The organism is Sphingomonas sp. 4RDLI-65 (assembly GCF_049472435.1).
In the GTDB taxonomy this organism is placed as follows: Bacteria; Pseudomonadota; Alphaproteobacteria; order Sphingomonadales; family Sphingomonadaceae; genus Sphingomonas.
Genome location: NZ_JBCEBT010000003.1, coordinates 378,362 through 399,432, shown reverse-complemented (window position 1 = coordinate 399,432; position 21,071 = coordinate 378,362). Strand labels below are relative to the sequence as shown.

At 66.8% G+C, this 21,071-nt stretch carries 14 protein-coding genes; 5 read left to right on the top strand and 9 right to left on the bottom strand.

What is annotated here, in order from left to right:
• The first annotated feature begins 63 nt into the window (after nucleotides 1–63).
• Entirely contained in the window at nucleotides 64–2,295 is a 2,232-nt protein-coding gene (locus VH567_RS10040) for a glycoside hydrolase family 3 N-terminal domain-containing protein (RefSeq protein ID WP_423325633.1), read from the top strand.
• A gap of 6 nt (nucleotides 2,296–2,301) precedes the next feature.
• Here the strand turns inward: VH567_RS10040 and VH567_RS10035 are convergent, their stop codons facing one another.
• The 5 genes from VH567_RS10035 to VH567_RS10015 form a co-directional block, all read right to left on the bottom strand.
• Nucleotides 2,302–2,901, bottom strand: coding sequence for an ATP-binding cassette domain-containing protein (locus tag VH567_RS10035; protein ID WP_423325632.1), 600 nt, complete (start codon nucleotides 2,899–2,901; stop codon nucleotides 2,302–2,304).
• A complete protein-coding gene (gene modB / locus VH567_RS10030) occupies nucleotides 2,891–3,580 on the bottom strand; it encodes a molybdate ABC transporter permease subunit (protein ID WP_423325630.1) in 690 nt (229 codons plus the stop codon). Before modB ends, VH567_RS10035 begins: the two co-directional genes overlap by 11 nt.
• Entirely contained in the window at nucleotides 3,581–4,339 is a 759-nt protein-coding gene (gene modA / locus VH567_RS10025) for a molybdate ABC transporter substrate-binding protein (protein ID WP_423325628.1), read from the bottom strand. It abuts the gene before it with no gap.
• Between the two features lie 77 nt (nucleotides 4,340–4,416).
• Entirely contained in the window at nucleotides 4,417–7,785 is a 3,369-nt protein-coding gene (locus VH567_RS10020; protein WP_423325626.1) for a polysaccharide deacetylase family protein, read from the bottom strand.
• A gap of 248 nt (nucleotides 7,786–8,033) precedes the next feature.
• The gene (locus VH567_RS10015) at nucleotides 8,034–10,322 is read right to left on the bottom strand and encodes a TonB-dependent receptor (RefSeq protein ID WP_423325888.1); all 2,289 of its coding nucleotides are present in this window, start codon (nucleotides 10,320–10,322) and stop codon (nucleotides 8,034–8,036) included.
• Between the two features lie 373 nt (nucleotides 10,323–10,695).
• Here VH567_RS10015 and cysD point away from each other — a divergent pair, with 373 nt between their 5' ends.
• From cysD to VH567_RS10000, 3 genes are all read left to right on the top strand, one after another.
• Entirely contained in the window at nucleotides 10,696–11,601 is a 906-nt protein-coding gene (cysD, locus tag VH567_RS10010) for a sulfate adenylyltransferase subunit CysD (protein WP_423325624.1), read from the top strand.
• Nucleotides 11,602–11,728: 127 nt separating this feature from the next.
• Nucleotides 11,729–13,645 (top strand): sulfate adenylyltransferase subunit CysN, encoded by a 1,917-nt coding sequence (gene cysN, locus VH567_RS10005; protein WP_423325622.1) that lies wholly within the window; start codon nucleotides 11,729–11,731, stop codon nucleotides 13,643–13,645.
• Nucleotides 13,642–14,391: a 3'(2'),5'-bisphosphate nucleotidase CysQ gene (locus tag VH567_RS10000; RefSeq protein WP_423325620.1), complete on the top strand. Its 750-nt coding sequence runs from the start codon at nucleotides 13,642–13,644 to the stop codon at nucleotides 14,389–14,391. Before cysN ends, VH567_RS10000 begins: the two co-directional genes overlap by 4 nt.
• 12 nt (nucleotides 14,392–14,403) lie before the next feature.
• Here VH567_RS10000 and VH567_RS09995 read toward each other — a convergent pair whose 3' ends face one another.
• Both VH567_RS09995 and VH567_RS09990 read right to left on the bottom strand, forming a co-directional pair.
• Nucleotides 14,404–14,607, bottom strand: coding sequence for a DUF5818 domain-containing protein (locus tag VH567_RS09995; protein WP_423325618.1), 204 nt, complete (start codon nucleotides 14,605–14,607; stop codon nucleotides 14,404–14,406).
• Between the two features lie 50 nt (nucleotides 14,608–14,657).
• Nucleotides 14,658–16,991 (bottom strand): GH92 family glycosyl hydrolase, encoded by a 2,334-nt coding sequence (locus tag VH567_RS09990; RefSeq protein WP_423325616.1) that lies wholly within the window; start codon nucleotides 16,989–16,991, stop codon nucleotides 14,658–14,660.
• A 103-nt stretch (nucleotides 16,992–17,094) separates the two neighbouring features.
• Here VH567_RS09990 and VH567_RS09985 point away from each other — a divergent pair, with 103 nt between their 5' ends.
• Nucleotides 17,095–17,565, top strand: a complete 471-nt coding sequence (locus tag VH567_RS09985; protein ID WP_423325614.1) for a hypothetical protein — start codon at nucleotides 17,095–17,097, stop codon at nucleotides 17,563–17,565.
• Between the two features lie 15 nt (nucleotides 17,566–17,580).
• Here the strand turns inward: VH567_RS09985 and VH567_RS09980 are convergent, their stop codons facing one another.
• On the bottom strand, nucleotides 17,581–20,319 hold the full coding sequence (locus tag VH567_RS09980; RefSeq protein WP_423325612.1) for a Tat pathway signal sequence domain protein: 2,739 nt from the start codon (nucleotides 20,317–20,319) through the stop codon (nucleotides 17,581–17,583).
• Nucleotides 20,319–20,978 (bottom strand): DUF6250 domain-containing protein, encoded by a 660-nt coding sequence (locus VH567_RS09975; protein WP_423325610.1) that lies wholly within the window; start codon nucleotides 20,976–20,978, stop codon nucleotides 20,319–20,321. Before VH567_RS09975 ends, VH567_RS09980 begins: the two co-directional genes overlap by 1 nt.
• Nucleotides 20,979–21,071: the final 93 nt, after the last annotated feature.

The following is a 21,071-nucleotide window of genomic DNA, read 5'->3' as shown; positions in this document are numbered from 1 at the left end:
TTCCACAGATTTGCGGAACCGTGGTCCAGCGACTAGTCCGCTCCAAAGACTTAGGAGCAGGAAATGTCGCCCATTCTAGACCGCCGCCAGATGCTGACCGGCAGCGCGGCCATCGCCGGTCTGTCGCTCGGCTCGACCGCCGCGTTTGCGCAGAGCGACCGGATCGAGAGCCTGATCGCGAAGATGACGCCGGCCGAAAAAGCCGGCCAGCTCAGTTGCTTCTCCGACCAGATCCGCCCGATCGGCGTGCCGTTCAACCCGGGCCTCGCCACCGGCGGTGCGGCCGAGCAGATCGCGCGGATCAAGACCGGGCAGATCGGCATGCTGTTCAACGGCGTCGGCTATGCGGGTGCCAAGGCGGCACAGGATGCAGCGCTTGCCACCCGGCTCAAGATCCCGCTGATCTTCGGGGGCGACGTGATCCATGGCCTGCGCACGGCGTATCCGCTGCCGATCGCCGAGGCCTGCGCGTTCGATCCCGATCTCGCCGAACGTACCGCGCGTGCCGCTGCCCTGGAGACCACTGCCCTCGGGATCCACTGGACCTTCGCGCCGATGGTCGACGTCGCCCGCGATCAGCGCTGGGGCCGCGTCGCCGAGGGCTCTGGCGAAGACCCGTATCTCGGCATCCAGCTGGCACGCGCGCGCGTCCGCGGTTTCCAGGGTGACGACCTCCGCGATCCCACCCGCGTTGCCGCCTGCGCCAAGCATTTCGCGGCGTACGGCGCGGTTTCCGGCGGCCAGGACTATAACTTCACCGAGATTTCGCCGGCCACGCTGCACGAGGTCCATCTTGCGCCGTTCAAGGCGGCGGTCGACGCCGGGGTCGCGACTTTGATGAGCGCATTCAACGAGATCGACGGCGTTCCTTCCAGCGGAAATCACTGGCTGATGACCGATCTCCTGCGTGGCGAATGGCGGTTCCGGGGCATGGTGGTCGGCGACTACACCGCGGACGAGGAACTGATCGCGCATGGCTATGCCAGCGACGGCCGCGATGCCGCGAAGAAGGCCTTCATGGCGGGCATGGACATGGCCATGCAGTCGAACCTGTTCAATCTGTGGCTGCCCGATCTGGTCGAGAAAGGCGAAGTCCCGCTCGCCCGGCTCGACGAAGGCGTCCGCCGCGTGCTCCATCTGAAGGACGCGATCGGACTGTTCGACAACCCTTACCGATCGGTCAGCCAGAAGGCGGAGCGCACCAGCGTCTCGACGCCGGCGATGCTGAAGCTCAGCCGCGAGGCCGGTGCGCGTTCGATCGTGTTGCTAAAAAATGACGGCAACCTGTTGCCCTTGAAGAAGAACCCCGGCCGTATCGCGCTGATCGGTCCGTTCGCGGAGGACCGCAAGAACGTCGTCGGCACCTGGGCATTCATGGCCGACGAAAAGCTCAACATCTCGATCGCACAAGGCCTCCGCGCACGGGGTCTGACCGTGACGACGGCGCAGGGATCGGACATCGAGGCGCCCCTGCCCGGCGGGATCGCCGCAGCCGTTGCTGCTGCGCAGGCCGCCGATATCGTCCTGCTCGCGGTCGGCGAATCGCAACTCATGTCGGGCGAGGCGCAGTCGCGCACCGAGATCACCATCCCTGCGCCGCAGATGGCGCTCGCCGAAGCCGTTGCCGCGACTGGCAAGCCGGTCATCGTCCTGCTTCGCCACGGCCGCGCGCTCGCGCTCCACGGCGCCGTCAAGGACGCGCCTGCGATCGTCGCGACCTGGTTCCTCGGGTCCGAAAGCGGCAATGCGATCGCCGACGTGCTGTTCGGCGACGTCAATCCATCCGCAAAGCTGTCCGCCAGCTTCCCCAACGAAAGCGGGCAGGAGCCTTATTTCTACAACCACAAGAACACCGGCCGCCCGGCGCCGGATACGGGCAGCCAGGAATACAAGTCGCGGTACCGCGAGACGAAGAACGAGGCGCTTTATCCGTTCGGGCACGGCCTGAGCTACACGAGCTTTGCGCTCTCGAACGTCGTCGTGCCGGCGCGGATGACCGATACGCTTGCCGTCACAGCCACGGTGACCAACACCGGCGCGCGGGCGGGTGATGAAGTGGTGCAACTCTACATCCACGACCGGGTCGCAAGTCGCACCCGCCCGGTCCGCGAGCTGAAGGGGTTCGCGCGCGTTGCGCTGGCGCCGGGCGCATCGAAACGCGTGACGCTGACGCTGAAGCGCGAAGACCTCCGCTTCTGGGGCGATGGCGATTGGGTGATCGAGCCGGGGGTGTTCGATCTCTGGGTCGCAACCAGTTCGACCAATGGCGAGAAACAAAGCTTCGAACTCGTTTAAGACAACTTACATCCGCACGACCCGCGTGCCGATCCGCTCGGCCTCCTCGGGGTCGTGCGTGACCATCAGGATCGGCAGCTTGAGCACGTCGCGGACATGCTCGATCGCCAGCATGATCTCTTCGCGGCGCGCCCGGTCGAGTGACGACAGCGGCTCGTCGAGCAACAGGAAGCGCGGGCGGCTCAGCAACGCGCGGCCGATCGCCACGCGTTGCGCCTCGCCACCCGACAGCGTGCGCGGCCAGCGATCGAGCAAATGGCCGATGCCGAGGAAGCCGATGATATCCTTGAACCGCTCCGCCTCGCCGCGTACGCCATAGAGCAGGTTCGCGCGGACCCGCATGTGCGGGAACAGTCGTGCTTCCTGAAAGACATAGCCGGCGCGGCGACGTTCGGGCGGGACGTCGATACCGTCGCCGAACAGCATCTCGCCGTCGATCGCGATCCGTCCGCGATCGGGTCGGAGCAGCCCGGCGACCATGTTCAGGATGCTCGACTTGCCGACCCCGGAGGGTCCGAACAGCACCGTCGCGCCCTCTCCCGCCTCCAGCGTCAGCGACACCCGCGCATCGCCGAGGCGCTTCTCGACATCGATCTCAAAGGACATGCAGCCCCCGTCCGGCACGCCGGGTCAAGAGCTCGGACGCGATCAGAGCAACCAGCGACAACCCCACGGAAACGGCTGACAATCGCCAGACCAGCGCGTCCGCCCCCGGCTGCTGCAACGCCGAGTAGATCGCCAACGGCAAGGTCTGCGTCTCGCCCGGCACGTTCGACACGAAGGTGATCGTCGCACCGAATTCGCCGATCGACCGCGCGAAGCCGAGCACCGCGCCGGCCAGCACGCCGGGGATGCTGAGCGGCAGCGTCAGCGTCCAGAACACGCGCCACGGCCCTGCCCCCAAAGTTCGGGCGGCATTCTCCAACCGCCGGTCGACCGCCTCGATCGAGATCCGCATCGCGCGCACCATCAGCGGCAGCGCCATCACCCCCGCCGCGATCGCCGCGCCGGTCCAGCGGAACAGCACCGTCACGCCGAACCAGTCCTGCAACCACCCGCCGATCGGACCATTGGGCCCGAACGCGAGCAGCAGCAGCCAGCCGGTGACGACCGGTGGCACGACCAGCGGCAAATGGATCGCCGCATCGACGACGACCTTACCCGGAAACCGGACGCGCGCGAGTAGCCACGCCAGCGCGAAGGCGATCGGCAGGGTCACCGCCATCGCCACGCCGCCGACCTTCAACGACAGCCCGACGATCGCCCATTCGGTCGCATCGAGCATTTAACGCGCAGAGAATCCGTACCGCACGAAGATCGCCTTGCCCGCGCGCGACACCAGGAACCGCCGGAACGCCTCCGCCTCGGGTTTGGTCGATGCCTTCAGGCGCGCAATCGGATAGGTGATCGCGGGATGCGTGCTTTCGGGAAAAACGCCTGCGATCCGTACCTTGGCGGACGCCTTTGCATCGGTGGCATAGACGATCCCGAGGGGTGCAGCGCCGCGCTCGATCAGCGCCAGTGTCGCCCGGACATTCTCCGCACGCACCACCCTCGGCGAAACCTGCGCCCAGACGCCGAGCTTCTCCAGCGACGCCTGCCCGTATTTGCCCGCAGGCACTGCGGTATCCGCCATCGCGAGCGGCCCGGCGGTCAAGACCCGGACGAGTGCCGCGGGCGGACGGACCGGAATGCGGACCTTGCTCCCCGCTGACGCCGCAACGACAAGCCGGTTACCGAGGAACGTCACGCGGGTGGACGCGACGATCAGGTTCTTCTTCGCGAGTTCGTTCATCCAATCCTCGTCGGCGGACACGAACAGGTCGGCCGGCGCACCGGACTCGACCTGCCTTGCCAGCGCGGAGGAGGCTGCGAACGAGATCGTCGGCTTCACATGGCCCTGCTTCGCCCATGCATCGGCGGCCGCGGTCAGCGACTCCTGCAGCGATGCGGCGGCCAGCACCAGCGGTGCGCGCTGCTGGGCCTGTGCGCCACCCGCCGCCAGGGTTGCCGGAACCGCCAGCGCCAACATCAGATACCGCATTCGATCACCTCGAGGGTCTATGACCCTACGATATATAGGGGCACACCATAACGCCATAGCCGCCGAAGCGTTGCACGTCAGTTCGCGGTGACCCGCCCGGTGCGCGCCAGCTTGCCCCATCCCACGAGTGGTCCACGCAACGCCTGCGCGATCGCCTTCAGCACGACATAATACATCACCTGCCGGTAGCCGATCCGCTGCGGGATCAGCAGCCACAACAACCGCCAGCGTTCCTTCCGCTCCAGCGCAAACGCGATCGTTGCCGCCAGCAGGTCGATCGCGGTGAAGATCAGCCAATAGGCGAGCATCGTATAGACGTCGTGACTCGTCTGCTCCCAGCCATGCGCCTGCACCGCGACATAGGTCGAGGCGAAGCTGACCAGCAGCGCGAGATCGATGATCGGCGAGATCGAGGCGAGCACGATCTGGAACACGATCGCCTGCGGCAAGCCGACCCAGCCGAGCCCGCGTGGGCGCGAGCGACCGATCGCCGAACGATGCTTGTAGAGGCACTGCAACGTCCCGAACGCCCAGCGGAACCGCTGCTTGGCGAGCGCACGGATCGTCTCGGGCGCCTCGGTCCAGGCGATCGCGAACTGGTCGTACTGGACGGTCCAGCCATAGCGCTGGATCGCGATCGTCAGGTCCTGGTCCTCGGCGAGCGTATCGTCGGGGTAACCGCCCACGCTGCGGATCGCCTCCAGCCGCCACGCGCCGACCGCACCCGGCACCACGGTCATCGCGTTCAGCCGGGCGAGCGCGCGGCGTTCCAGGTTCTGCGCGGTGATGTATTCGAGTGCCTGCCACCTGGTGACGAGGTTGACGCGGTTGCCAACCTTGGCGTTGCCTGCGACCGCGCCGAGCTTCGGATCGTCGAACCAGCGCGCGAGGCGGGCGATGGTCATCGGCTCGAACTGCGTATCGGCATCGAGCGCGATCACGATCTCGCCGCGCGCGAGTTCGAGCCCGCGGTTGAGCGCGCGTGCCTTGCCGCCGTTCTCCAGCGTCAACAGGCGGACGCGCTCGTCGCCTGAGAACGCCTCGGACACGACGCGGCTGGTGCCGTCGCTGGAGCCGTCGTCGATCACGATCACCTCGATCGCGACCTCGGCCGACGCCAGCACGCCCTGCACCGCGCGGACGATCACGCGCTCCTCGTTGAACGCCGGGATCATCACCGTGACGAAGCGTGACGGGTCGATCTCGGGGAACACCGTCTTCAGCTCGCGCCGTGCCTGGATCAGCGCCAGCGCCGATAGTGCCAAAGCGCGGATGATGCCGATCGTGATCGCGATGCCGAAGATCCAGCGCAGCGCGACGACGATGCCGCCGAGCGTGCTGAACAACGCGAGATCCGCGACCGCCGCGACGCGGTCGCTCGACGAGATCACCGGCATCGCCGCATCGCGCGACAGGCCGGCGAGCGTCGAGACGGGCACGAAGCTATAGCCCATGCCGCGCAGTCGTTTGATGATGACCGGCAGCGCGGCGACGGTCTGCGCGCGGTTGCCGCCCGCGTCGTGGAGCAGGATGACGTTGCCGCTGCGCTCGGGATTGCCCGCCTCGACGCCGGCGATGGTCCGGTCGATGATCGCCTGCACGCCCGGCCGCTTCCAGTCGTCGGGATCGACGTGGAGACCGACCGAGATATAGCCGCGCTTCTGCGCTTCGAGCGCGGGCACGATCTCGTCGGCGGTGCTCGGCTCGGCGTCACCGAAATAGGGCGCACGGAAGAGTCTCAGCGAGCGCCCGGTGAACGCCTGAAACAGCCGCTGCGTGGTGTTCAGCTCGTACTTCACCTGGCGCGGCGAGACGTTCGCGAGGTTCGGGTGCGTGTAGGTGTGGCTGCCGATTTCATGCCCCTCGGCGACCATCCGTTCGAGCAGCGGCCGTTCGGTCAGCGCATTCTCGCCGATCACGAAGAACGTCGCGGGTGCGTGTTCGCGTTTCAGGATGTCGAGGATCTGCGGCGTCCATTCGGGATCGGGCCCGTCGTCGAAGGTCAGCGCGAGCTGCTTCAGGCGATAGCCCGTGCGGTCAACCACATAGGGCGACGGCATCCGCCTGAAGACGACGTCGGCGATCGTACCGTCCTTGGCGGGCACGGCGTCGCGGATCCCGGTGACGGGCTCGGCCCCGATCTTGAGGATCTCGCCGCTGCCCTCGATATCGACGTTGGTGCCGGCGGGCATGGCGTCGATCGCGGCGGGCGGTGGCAGCTTGCGGTGGTTGCGGCCCCAGATCGACCAGAGTCCGGGATCCTCCGAGCCGAGCCGCCACAGCGCGACGCTGCCCAAGCCCGCCTTTTGCAGGAACGCGATCTGGTTGTACGCCGATGCCGCGTCGAGCAGCCAGACCTGGTGCTGCGTGCCGCCTTCCGAATAGGCGAAGCTGCTGTTGCCGCTGGTCTTGTCGAAGGTCGGCACGGTGCCCGAGTCCGCGGCGTTCTGCCACGCCTCCTCGACGTCGAGCGCATCGCCGTTGCCGCTCTCGGCGCCGGCGTGCCAGTCATAGGCATAGGAGCCGATTGCGACGACCAGCTTGGCGGGGGGGATACCGCGCGCCGCATCGGCGACCATGCGCGCGAACCAGCGCTGCGACGCGATCGGGCCGGGCGCACCGCTCGTCTCGTGCTCGTCATACGCCATCAGGAAGACCTTGTCGGTCACCTTGGCATAGGCAGGCAGGTTCCAATCGGGGTTGGCGACCGGTGCGGCGATCGCGACGACCCAGCCGCGCGGTGCGAAGCGCGCGCGCGTCTCTGCGAGGAACGTGCGGTAGTTGGTCTGTGCCGATGCGGGAAGGTCTTCGAAATCGTAGAACACGCCACCGGCATGGTTCGCGCTCAGGAACGGCAAGAGCCTGTCGAGGAACGCCGCGCGCGCCTTGGGATCGGCGAACAGCGCGGCGCTCCCGGCGCCGTCCCAGTTCCCGTCGACCGCGTTCTGCACCATTGGCAGGATCACCGGACGGTGGACTGCCTTGTTGAGGATGTCGCGCCCCGCCTGATCGCGGAACACGGTGATGCGATGATCCGCACCGGTCACCGAGACCCAGCCGGGGATCAGCCAGTCGAGCTGTTCGACATGTCGCGCGAGGCTGGCGGTGCTCGCCTCGTCCCACGGCGCGTGAAAGGCGATCGCGAGCGCGGGGTTGGCGCCATTGCCGACACCGGGCTTGGCCGCGCTCGTGCCGAACAATTGCTTGGCGTAGTAATTGAGGTCGCGCCGCGTCTCGCGAAGGATGCCGCCCCGCGGCGCCGGCAGCTTGTGGAGCGCGGGATGCTCGGGCTCGATCGGCAGCAGCGGTGCGGTCGGCACCGCGCCGATCGAGACGGCGAACACTGCGATCGATAACAACAGCAGGGCGATGAAGGCGGCGACGCCAAAGGTAAAGCGCCGACGCCGGCGGCCACTAGCATCGTAGAAGACGGGATTGAGCGACATGGAGCGAGTATCAACCGGCCGAAGGAAAACGGCAACTCGCCGCAATGTTTCGCTACAATGCCGTGCGTGGGAACGCTGCTGAAAAATGCGTCACGCATAGTTTAGGTAGCGACGCGGCTACTACTGCATCCCCTCCCGCAAGCGGGAGGGGACCGAGGGGTGGGCGCCTGGCTTGTACGAGCGCTGCCGCCGGTGACAGCGCGAGCCCACCCCCGACCCCTCCCGCACGCGGGAGGGGGGAAGTTAGATCAGCGGAACTTGCCGCTGAGCGACACGCCGATGATCCGCGGTTCGTTGAACACCGCCGCCATGTAGTTCTCGATGACGCCCTTCAGGTTCTTCTCACCCGTAATGTTGCGCGCGAATACGGCCAGTTCGTACGCGTCGTCGGGCGCCGAATAGCCGATCTTCAGGCCGCCCTCGAAGTTGCCGTTCGCGGTGAACTCCTTGGTCTTGTACAGCACGAACTGCGTATAGCCCTGGATGTTGAAGTCGCCCGCGATAAACGCGCGACCGCCATTGCCCAGCGGCTGGTCGTAGCGCGCCGTCAGGTCAACGTTATACTCCGGCGCGTTCGGCAGCGGGTTGCCGTCGATCTGCGCGAAGGTATTGGCGCCCACCTTGATCGTCGGATCCTCGACCGTGCACACCACCACTCCGTTCAGGATGCAGACCTGCGCATAGACGTTCTTGTCGCGGATCGCGCTGTGCAACAGGCTCAGCCCCGCCCCCAGCGTCAGGTTCGGCACCGGCTTCCAGTTCGCCTCGGCCTCCATGCCGTACGCCTCGGCCTTGTCGGCGTTGAACAGCACGCCATTGCCGTTCACGTCGTTGCCGTTGAGCTGGATATCCTTGACGCGGTAGCCGAACACCGTCGCGTTGAGGCTCAGCGTGTTGTTCAGCAGACGCGTCTTGATGCCCGTCTCCCACGACAGGATCGTCTCGGAGTTCGCGGTCGTGAAGTCCGCGTTGAACACCGCCGACCGACCCTGGATCGTCGGCCCGCGGAAGCCTTGGGCGACGCGCGAATACAGGCTGATATCGGGGTTCACCTGATACAGCACGCTCGCATCCCAGCTCGGCTTGGTCGCCTTCAGCGTGACGTCGGTCCGGCCGCGATAGGTGACGCCGTTCGTCACAGTGTTCGCGGTCTTCAGCAGTTCGGTGCGCTTCTTGTCCTCGGTGATGCGTCCACCCGCGCTGATCGTCAGCTTCGGCGCGAGCTCGTAGCTGACTTGGCCGAAGCCTGCCCACGATGTGTTGACGTCATGCAGGCGCACCCAGTTGTTGGGGTTCGGCTGCGTGCCGTTCAGGTCGGGCGCGGTCAGGAAGAACGCGCGCTGGTAGAAGTCGGTGATGTCGCGGCTGTCGAAATACAGGCCACCGATCTGCCAGTTGAACCGTCCACCCGGCGTTCCCGCCAGCCGGACCTCCTGCGACCATTGATCGAGGTCGCGGATCTGTCCCTGGCTCTGGCCATAGGACGGACGGCCCGCGAAATTGACCGCCGCACCACCATCGGTGTCGCCGCGGCTGATCCCCGAAGTCGTCTCGTATGCAGTGATCGAGGTCAGCGCCGCCGGACCGAAGTCGTACGTCGCACGCACCGAGCCGCCATAGGTGTTGTAGCTCTGCGGGTTGTCGTTCGCTTCGTCGTACGACACCACGTTGCGCGGCTCGGCCGAAACGTCGTTCGAGCCCTTCTTCAGCGCACCGCGGTGGAACAGCGTCGAGGTGCCGTCATACCAGCGGGCATGGCCCGACAGGTCCAGCGTGAAGCGTTCGCCGGGGGTCAGCGCCAGTTGCACGCGGACGTTGCGGTCGTCGAAGCCGCCCATCGCGTCCTTGCGCGGCGTCGCCGTGTTGTCGAGGCTCGTGCCTGCAAACACGTTGTCGACATAGTTCTCGCGGTGCTGGATCAATGTCGACAGGCGGATCGACAACAGGTCCTTGATCAGCGGGCCGCCGACACCGGCGTCCAGGCTGACGCTGCCGTAGCTGCCGACCGAGGCCGATGCGCGGCTGTCGAAATGGTTGGTCGGCTTGTTCGTGTCGAACTTGATGATGCCGGCGGTGGTGTTCCGCCCGAACAGCGACCCTTGCGGACCGCGCAGCACTTCGACCTGGCGAACGTCGTAGACCGGGTTCGACTTCAGCACGACGTGCTCGAGGATCACGTCGTCCTGGATGATCGTGACCGGCTGCGAGGCGCCAAGGTAGAAATCGATGTTGCCGAGGCCGCGGATATAGAAGCGCGGGAAGATGCGGCCCGTGGTCGATTCGACGTACAGGCCGGGGACGCGACCCGACAGCGCGAGCAGCGTATCGTCGCCGCCGGCGGTGTAGGCGCGCAAAGCATCGCCCGATGCGACGCCGACCGACAGCGGCACCTTCTGGAGGTTTTCCGAACGACGCTCGGCGGTGACGACGATATCGCCGAGACCGTCCTCTGGAGCAGCCTGTTCCTGGACGGGCGCAGCGTCTTGCGCGAACGCCGCCGAACCACCCAGCACGGACCCCAACGCGACGCCGAGCATCAGCGCCGACTTAACGACCGAAATCTTCAAAGTTTCATTCCCCAATCGTGCGGCGCCATCCCTGACGACCGACCGCACATCCCAATACGAAACGCCGCTACCCGCCATCGACCGCCCTCCCCGGACGGAACGACGACGCCTCGCGACGCTCACTCCCCGGACCGGCGGTTAGGCGGGGATTGTGTTGGTATGATGACAGTGGATTGCGCGGGGTTACGGGCGATGCCTATCCTCCGGTGTGGATTACCGACCGTCCCGTCCAAAGCGACCTGGCTCTCGATCGTCGCGAGATAGCGAAGCGTTCCCGTGCCGAAGAATGCATTGATTGCCCGAACCACCCGGCGGCGGGCAAACGGCGCCGCGGAGACACATGATGGCGAAGACACTCACTCACCTGGAACGGCTCGAAGCCGAGGCGATCCACATCCTGCGCGAAGTCGTCGCCGAGGCCGACAAGCCGGTGATGCTGTATTCGGTCGGCAAGGATTCGGCCGTGATGCTGCATCTCGCGCGCAAGGCGTTCTATCCGTCTCCGCCGCCCTTCCCGCTGCTGCACGTCGACACGACCTGGAAATTCCAGGAAATGTACAAGCTGCGCGATCGGATGGCGGCCGAGAGCGGCATGGAGTTGCTCGTCTACAAGAACCCGGAGGCCATCGCGCGCGGGATCAATCCCTTCGACCACGGCGCGCTCCACACCGACATGTGGAAGACCGAAGGGCTGAAACAGGCGCTCAACCTGCACGGGTTCGACGCGGCGTTCGGTGGCGCGCGGCGCGACGAGGAGAAGTCGCGCGCGAAGGAGCGCATCATCTCGTTCCGCACCGCCACGCATGGCTGGGACCCGAAGAACCAGCGGCCCGAATTGTGGAACCTCTACAACGCCCGCAAATCCAAGGGCGAGAGCATCCGGGTGTTCCCGATCTCAAACTGGACCGAGCTCGACGTCTGGCAATATATTCAGCTCAACGACGTGCCGATCGTACCGCTCTATTTCGCGGGCGTACGCCCGACGGTCGAGCGTGACGGCATGCTGCTGATGGTCGACGACGACCGCTTCCCGTTGCAGCCCGGCGAAGTCCCGGTCGACCGCTCGATCCGCTTCCGCACGCTCGGCTGCTACCCGCTGACCGGCGCGGTCGAGAGCACGGCGTCGACGTTGTCGGAGATCATCCAGGAAACGCTGCTGACCACGACGAGCGAGCGCCAGGGCCGTGCGATCGACAAGGATGCCGGCGGCGCGGGCATGGAGAAGAAGAAGCAGGAGGGGTATTTCTGATGCGCCCACAAACGCTCTCGGCCCTACCCTCAACCGTCATCCCAGCGAAAGCTGGGATCTCGTGCCGCATGGGCACGCTCACGATCACGAAAGATTTCAGCTTTCGCTGGAATGACGGAGTTCTCTGATGTCCGCCTACCAGACCGAAGCGCTGATCGCCGAGGATATCGACGCGTATCTCGACCAGCATCGCAACAAGACGATGCTGCGTTTCATCACCTGCGGGTCGGTGGACGACGGCAAGTCGACGCTGATCGGCCGCTTGCTGTACGATTCGAAGATGATCTTCGAGGATCAGCTCGCAGCCCTCGAAGCGGACAGCAAGCGCGTCGGTACGCAAGGGCAGGAAATCGATTTCGCGCTGTTGGTCGACGGGCTCGCCGCCGAGCGCGAGCAAGGCATCACGATCGACGTCGCCTATCGCTTCTTCTCGACCGAAAAGCGTAAGTTCATCGTCGCGGATACGCCCGGCCACGAGCAATATACGCGCAACATGGTGACCGGCGCCTCGACCGCCGACCTCGCCGTGATCCTGGTCGACGCGCGCAAGGGCGTGCTGACGCAGACCAAGCGCCACAGCTATCTCGCGCACCTTATCGGCATCCGCAACGTGGTGCTCGCGGTCAACAAGATGGACCTGATCGGATATGATCAGGCGCGCTATGACGAGATCGTCGCGGAGTATTCGGCGTTCGCCAAAAGCATTGGCATCACCGCGTTCACGCCGATGCCGATCTCGGGCTTCAAGGGCGACAACATCTCGATCGCCTCCGAAACCATGCCCTGGTACACCGGCCCGACGCTGATGGAGCATCTCGAGGCGGTCGAAGTCGACCTCGACGACGACCAGGCCAAGCCGTTCCGCATGAGCGTGCAATGGGTCAACCGCCCCAACCTCGATTTCCGGGGCTTCTCGGGCCAGATCGCTGCGGGCACGGTCAAGCCCGGCGACGCGATCCGCGTCCTGCCGGGCGGCAAGACCTCGACGATCAGCCGGATCACGACGCTCGACGGCGACCTCGACGAGGCGGTCGCGGGGCAGTCCGTCACGCTGTCGTTCGCCGACGAGATCGACTGCTCGCGCGGCAACGTCATCGCCGCATCGGATGCGCCGCCCGAGACCGCCGACCAGTTCGAGACGACGATCGTCTGGATGGACGACGAGCCGCTGATCGTCGGCCGCTCCTATTGGCTGAAGCTCGGCACGCAGATGGTGTCGGCGACGGTGCGCGAGCCGAAATACCAGGTCAACGTCAACACGATGGAGCGGCTCGCGACCAAGACGCTCGAGCTGAATGCGATCGGGGTCGCAGAGATCACGACGGACCGCGCGATCGTATTCGAGGCCTATGCGCAAGGCAACGCGGCACCGAACAAGGTGCTCGGCGGGTTCATCCTGATCGACAAGATCACCAACGCGACGGTCGCGGCGGGCATGGTCCATTTCAGCTTGCGCCGCTCGCAGAACGTCCACTGGCAGGCGACCGACATCGGCCGCGACGCGCATGCTGGGCTGAAGAACCAGAAGCCGGCCGTGCTCTGGTTCACCGGGCTGTCGGGCGCGGGCAAGTCGACGATCGCCAACGAGGTCGAGAAACAGCTCAACCTGATGAACCGCCACACCTTCCTGCTGGACGGCGACAATATCCGCCACGGGCTGAACAAGGATCTGGGCTTCACCGAGGCCGACCGGATCGAGAATATCCGGCGCGTCGGCGAAGTGGCGAAGCTGATGGCGGATGCGGGACTGATCGTCCTCACCGCGTTCATCTCGCCGTTCCGCGCCGAGCGCGACATGGTCCGGTCGATGCTGCCCGAAGGCGAGTTCATCGAGATCTTCGTCGACACGCCGCTCGATGTGGCGGAAGGTCGCGACGTGAAGGGGCTCTATAAAAAGGCACGCGCAGGCGACTTGAAAAACTTTACCGGGATCGACAGCCCGTACGAGGCGCCGCTGAACGCTGAGATCCGCGTGAACACGGTCGCGATGACGTCGGTCGAGGCCGCCGAATTCATCGTCCGCCAGATCATGCCGCTTAAATGACCGTCATCGAAAGCGACGTCCGTCTCGCCGAACGCCTCGCGACCGAAGCCGGCGCGATCCTGCTCGGGTTGCAGGCAAACGGCGGGTTGACCGGCAAGGAGCTCGGCAAGGCTGGCGACGAACAGGCCAACACCTATCTGATGCGCAAGCTGCGCGCGGCGCGGCCCGACGACGCGATCCTGTCCGAGGAAGAGAAGGACACCGGCGATCGCTGTTCGGTGCGCCGCGCGTGGATCGTCGATCCGCTCGACGGCACGCGCGAATATGGCGAGGGGCGGACCGATTGGGCGGTGCACGTCGCGCTGGCGATCGACGGCGTCGCCACCGTCGGTGCGGTGGCGTTGCCGGGGCTGGGACTGACGCTGACCTCCGGCGCGCCGAAGCCGCTGGAGCCGGCGAGCGATCCGCTGCGTATGCTGGTCAGCCGCAGCCGCCCCGCGCGCGAGGCGATCGCCGTCGCCGAGGCGATGGGCGCGACCCTGGTGCCGATGGGCTCGGCGGGGGCGAAGGCGATGGCGGTGGTTCGCGGCCAGGCCGAGATCTACCTGCATACCGGCGGGCAATATGAGTGGGACAATTGCGCGCCGATCGCGGTGGCGCAGGCGGCAGGGCTGCACGTCAGCCGGGTCGATGGCGCGCCGTTGATCTACAACTGCGCCGATCCGTATCTGCCCGACCTGCTGATCTGCCGCGCCGAACTGGCCGAGCGGGTGCTGGCGTTGGTGAAGGCGCTCCCGCCGGCCTGAAAATGGGCCAGATCAGGCGGGGGCGACACCGTCGGCATTCAGCAGGTCTGGCCCGACGAGCGTACCGACGACCCGCACGCGTTTCTCGACCAGATCGACGGGCGTGCGGTGCAGTTCGAGTTGATAGCGGCCACCGGAATCGCGCTGGAGATAGAAGGCGCCGCCGTCGCGTACCAGCGTACCCGCTTCGTCAACCCGTGCACCGATCGCCGTCATGATCCATTTCCTCTACCGCGGCCCACGGCCGAACGGGATCGCTATACCGATCAGTCCGGCTTTGGCGACGACGATATCGAGAAGGGCCGCGCTGTCTTGCCCGTCGCCCAGCGCTTATTGGGCGTCGTCGCCATCGTGAAGCGGAGCTCGCCGCCCGCCCGGATCTCGCCGTCGCGGATATAGCTTCGGTCCAGCGCGACACCGTTGAGCGTCACCCGCGCGATGTAGCGGTTCGCCGTCGACAGGCCGTCCGCCACCACGACGAAGCGCTTGCCGCCGGGCAGGTTGAGCACCGCCCGATCGATGAACGGCCGACCGATGACATATTCGTTCGATCCCGGCGCGACCGGATAGAAGCCAAGCGCGGTGAACACGAGCCACGCGGACATCTGGCCGAGATCGTCGTTGCCCGCCAAGCCATCGGGCGTCGGCTTGTACTGCGACCCGACGATCTGCGCGAGCCGCTCCTGCGTGCGCCACGGCGCGCCGGCGTAACTGTAGAGATAGGCGACGTGATGGCTCGGCTCGTTGCCGTGGATATACTGGCCGATCAGCCCGGCAATGTCTTCGGCATGGCTGTAGTCGACCTTCGAGGTGTCGAAGTCGAACATCGCGTCGAGCTTCGCGACTGCCTTGGCATCGCCGCCGAGCAGCCGGATCAGCCCCGCCTCGTCCTGCGGCATGAACCAGCTATATTGCCATGCATTGCCCTCGGTATAATCGGAGCCGTAGTTGATCGCGGTCGGATCGAACGGGGTACGGAATCCGCCGGTCGACAGCCGCGCGCGCAGCCACCCGGTCTTCGCGTCGAAGCTGTTGCGCCAGTTGCCGGCGCGCTTGTCGAAGCGATCGGCGATTTCGGTCCGCCCCATCGCGCGCGCCATCCGTGCGATCGTCCAGTCGTCATAGGCATATTCGACCGTCTTCGAGGCGGCCTCGGGTTCCTTGTCGATCGGGACGTAGCCGCGCGCCATATAGCCGCCGAGCCCGCCATAGGGGGCGTAGCTGGCGCTCGCGACCATCGCGTCGAGCGCGGCATCGGCGTCGAACCCGCGGATCCCCTTCATATAGGCATCGGCGATCACCGGCGCGGCGTGATAACCGATCATCGTCCACGTCTCGCGCCCGGCGAACTGCCACACCGGCAGGATACCATGCGGGCTGTGCTGCCGGCTCTCGACCAGCGAGCGGACGATGTCGGTGGTGGTCTGTTCGGGCTGGACCAATGTCAGCAGCGGATGCTCGGCGCGGAACGTGTCCCATAGCGAGAAGGTCGAGCGGAAGGTGAAGCCCTTGGCCGCATGCACCTGATCGTCCGGCCCGCGGTATCGGCCGTCGGCATCGCTCCAGACGCTCGGCGCGAGCAGCGTGTGATACAAGGCGGTATAGACGGTACGCCGCATCGGTGCCGGCGCTTCGATCTCGACCGCGCCGAGCGCCTCCGCCCAGGCAGCAGCGGTGCGCGTGCGGATCGCGTCGAAGCCGCCAGGTTCCGCCTCGAGATTGGCGACCGCGCCGGCTTCGTCGACGCCCGACAAGGCCACCGTCACCTCGAGCGGTCTGGCCAGGAGACCGAAATCGAGCCGCGCTTCGAGCGCGCGGCCGAGCTTTTCCGCGACCGCGTCGCTGCCCCGGCCCGGCCCCTGAAACCCCTTGTACGGCACGGCCGCATCGCGATCGACGAAGCCGTGATCGGTGAGCGGCGCGGAGAAGCGCATCGCGAAATACAATTTGCGCCCCGGTGCCCAACCGCGCGTCTCGCGAAACCCGGTCAGCGTCCCGTCGGGCCTGAGATGCAGCCCCGACCACAGGATCTTGCCCGGATAATCATAGAGCGACGACCGGAGATCGATCACGAGGTGTACGGGTCGCCCCGCCGGGAAGGTGTAGCGATGCACGCCCACGCGCGTTCCCGCGGTCAGCTCGGCCCGGATACCCTGATCGGCGAGCGTCACCGCGTAATAGCCGGGCTTCGCCGTCTCCGTCGCGTGATCGAACCGCGATCGATAGCCCGATCCCGGCCGCGCCGGATCGCCGGGATCCAGCTTCACGTCCGCGCCCGATTGTGGCGCGACCAGCACGTCGCCGAGATCGGAATGCCCCGCGCCCGAGAAATGCGTGTGGCTGAACCCCTGGATCGTCGGGTCCTCGTAGCGATAGCCGGCGGCATGGCCGTAACAGGCGCGCAGTTCGCACCCGGTGTCGGTATCAGGGGAAAGCTGGACCATGCCGAACGGTGCCGTCGCGCCGGGGAACGTATGACCCTCCCCGCCGGTGCCGATCATCGGATCGACCGCATCGATCGGCGCGGTTGCGACCCGGCTCCCGCTTTGGGCAAATGCCGGGCTAGCGAGGAACAGCGGGAGAAGGATGGTTTTGTGCATGCCGCAATCTAACCACGGCACCCGCGCCGTTACAAAATGTTACGTTCAGGGCCCGGGTATCACGGCGCGGGCAGGCAAGACCGTGAATGAGAGGATTATCCGTATGACGTTCGACAAAGCGCGGCGTGCACCCATTGCGCACCTTGGCTACGGGATGTGCGCGCTTGCCTTGGCGGGGGCGTCACTACTGCCGGCCGCTGCATCGGCACGCGCGGGCGAGGAACGCTGGTCCGCCACCAGCACGACGGCGATGGCGATCACCGGCGACATCACGCTGTCGCCGACGCGGCTGATGGCGGCGGGCAAGGTTTTTCCACTGGCCGTCGTCGCCGACGTCACGACGTTCGGGACCGCGCGGGGGCCGCAGGCAGCACGTCTCCTGCGCATAACGAAGCGAGTGAATCCCGTGCTCCGCAACGGCAATCGGCTCTGCGGCGCGGCACCGGTGCGATGGATCGCGGTGTATCGCTCCGACGCCGGCAAGATGCTGAACCTCGCGGCCTTCTCCGGCGCACGGCAGCCCAAGGGCGAAAGCGACGCGGGGCTGTGCGGCACGTTCCTCTACGCCCGCTGACGCCGCCGCAGGTTTTCAGTCGCGCCCCGCGTCGCCGAGCCGGCGGCGGTTGGGCGTGTCGGGCGATACGATCGTCGCGCGGTCTAGCGCCGCCGGGACGAGCGCGAGGCACTGGATCGCGGCCAGCCCCCATTGGGCGGCGGCGTTGGTGGATACCCCGGGCCATTCCGCCACGCCATCGACGCTGCGTCGCGGGTCGCTGGGCCACGTCCCGAGCCCCGCGTTGCCCGACAGGAACTCCAACGCGGCCCGGTCCGCGAGTGCGGCGTCTCCCTGCTCATGTGCGGCATAGGCGGTCAGGCGCGAATGGCCCTCGCGCAAGTTGCGGGGTCCGAACGGCGCGCCGAACTGCGCGAGATACGCGGCCTGGGGCGCGTTGTACCACCGGCAATAGTCGAGCCAGGCGGTGCGATAGCGTGGCACGTCGAGCAGGCGGATCAGCTCAGAACTCACCTCGACCGCACCGAACACCGCGTTGAGGTGCGACAGCCGGATCGGCGCATTCGGACCGATAAACCGCCCCGAGGCGAGATCGAACGGCGCGCCGCCGGTCATCCAGCCGTGCGGCAGGCGTCCGATGCTGTCGAGCCCGGCGACGATCCGGTCGCGCCAGCGTGTGTCCCCGGTCCGCTCCCATTCGGTCAGCCACGCCGCGGCGAGCGGACACCACGTCGTCCCGAACGTCATCTCGATCGTGCCCGCCGGCAGCGTCGATTTCTTCGCACCCGGCACCTTCCGCCCGATCTCGACCTGCTGGAGCGTCTGGTCGGAGGTAAGCAGATCGCGCATCAGGTCGCCGACCCGCTCGTCCGCGGTCAGATAGTAGAAGATGCGGCGATAGCTCGCGTTGCTGACGCGCGGCTGTTTCGAGCTGTCGCTCCAATGCTGGACGCCGTGGCGCGTGCCCATGCCGGCAAAGCGTCCGCCATGATACACGTCGACCTCGCCGGTGTGCCGCGTCATCGCCTCGGCGAAGCGGAACGCCTGCGCGTCACCGGTACGAAGGACCGAATACCAGAGCCACAAATCGGGAGAGAGTTCGCTGTTGTCCCACGCGAAGCCGCCGATGTCGTAGCGCCAGCGATGCCGGTCGCTGTCGTAGGTGTGCATGATGTCGCCGTGGTTCCAGAACCCGTACCAAGACCGGCGGTCCACCTCGCCAGCGTAGAAGTCGATCAGATTGTCGAGCTGGTTCTCGATCGCGGTACGGTTCGGCGTCGACCGATCGGGCAGGCCCCAGTCGCCGAACACGCGCGCGGCGTGGAGATGTTCGGGAGTCGCCATCAGCTGCGGCGGCGTCGCCTGTGCCTCCGCCATCTTGGCGAGCGTGGCGGTATCGGGCGTCGCGGGGAGCGCCCATAGCGTCAGTTCGCTGGTTCGCGCGATGCCCGACGCGTCGTCCCAGCCGGGCTCGTAATCCTCGTACGTGACGGACAGCCCCTCGTTCTGCGCGGCATATCCCTCCATCCCCATCGCGCCGTGATAGGGACGAAGGTCCATCGCGGGTGCCTCGGGCGACCACAGCCACGCAGTTAGACGCGCCGCGTCGCCGTCCGCGCCGTCGATGTGGAGCGCGGTCGGATGACGCTGCCAGAAATAGCGCTGGCCGAGCGCGACGCCGCCATCCGGGCCGCCGACATAGGCGAGGCCGGGGGCACGGTGCCCTTCGTCCGCATCGATCCAGCCCTGGCCCGGCGCGGTCCGCTTGGCCAATTGCCAGCCATGGGCGTTGGGCTGTTCGAGCCGGAAGTCACCCCAGGCGGGAATCCGTTCGAGCGTGTCGCGCACTGCGGGCGCCATCGTCGCAAGCGGCGGCGTTGCCCGGCCGGCGACCTGCGCCTCACGGAATGCCCGGCCGGGATCGCGGCGCAGGCCGGTGAGCGGCCGCACGCCCTCCGCAAACATCTGCCCATCGGTGGCGATACGGACATGGCGATCGTAGAGTGCCCCGCGCATCGGCACCGACGCCTGCACGCCGAGGCTCGCAAGAAAATCATGCCCCGCATTGCCGTCGAACACGAAGCTGTGGACGATCCGCAACGCCGCCGAGCCGGCATAGGCATAGAGCCGCACAGTGAACGGGAGCCAGCGGCGATCACCGACGACGTGGCGCCCCTCGATCTTGACGACCGCACGGACGGGGCCGCGTTGCTCGATCGTCACCCGCTCGATCTCGCCGGCGAACGACACGGGTTCGCCGTGGAGCGGATCGGACTTGACCGAACCGACGAGGGATACCGCGCCGAGCACGGGGCGTCCGGACTGGCTGGCCGAGCGGACGAGCGCGGGGCCGGTCCGGCCGATCTCCCAGCGCAGGTCGCCCACTTCGATCAGCACGGCGTCGGTGGATTCGCTGACCTTCACGGGTTGCCGAGGCGCCGTCGCACGACCGCGCGTGACGACCAGGCCAGCAGGCGCGACGTCGGCAGGGACGGCATGAGCGCTCCACTTGATCGAGCCGTCGGGCCAGGTCGCGGTGGTCCAGGTCTGCGCAGGCACGTCGACACCATCGCTGGTGCGGACCGCCAGCGTGGTGTTGCGCTTCAGCACGCCACGCGGCCACGCGACGCCGAACGTCTGCCCGGTGTGCATCGCCGGCGCGGCACCGTCGATCCAGCGGATCGGGGCAGGCTGGAACGCGGGCGCGGGCGCCGCATCGAGCCGGACCGGCAGCAACGCGGTCGCACCGCCGAGCAAGGCGACCTTAAGTGTCTCACGCCGCGTAGTGTTCATCGGGATCATGGTCGTCTCCATCAGCGGCGTGTGATCGACAGGTGGCGGATGCGCAGGTGGCTCCACGTGGTCCGCAGTCCGAACTGGCCGGAGGCGTAGGGCGCGGGATCGTCGAGCGTGAACAGTCGCCGTCCGTCGCGCTCGACCGCGATCGTCCGCCCGTCCGCGACCAGCCGGATCGTCGTCCAGCGATTGGCCACGAGCATGTCGGCGACATCGCGCTTGTCGTGCTCGGGCAACAGCGGGCGATCGCCGGTGCGGCCGACATAGCGGCGGAACCGGGTCGTGCTGTTCCGGTTGCCGCCGATGCCGACATAATAGGTGCGCAGGCTGTCATAGTCGGCAAAGGCGCCGCTGCGGCGGTGGGCGAGCACCGATCCGCCGTCGGCGTCACGTGCCATCCAAAACGCGTTGAGATCGCTGACTTTGTCGTTCGCGCCGCCTTCGGATACCGCCATCGCCTCGAACCGGATCACGACCGGGGCGGCAACGGGTTTGCGCCACCAGAGCGTCAGGCCCTTGGCGGTATCGATGTCGATGATGCCGGCGCGTTCGGTGACACGTGCCGCTGAGTCCTCGGCCTCGACGACCCACTCGGCGAGCGGCTGGCGGGCGATCGCCGACGAAGGCAGGGTGGCGAGCATGCCCGCTGCGATGTGAAGCTGTGCATTCCTGCGCATGCCGTGCCCTCCCCTGCGCTGTCGCCGCGCTCCGCCACTGCATAGGCTGCGAAATCGCCGCCGCCAAGTTCGTGCCGAATATTAGTTACGCAT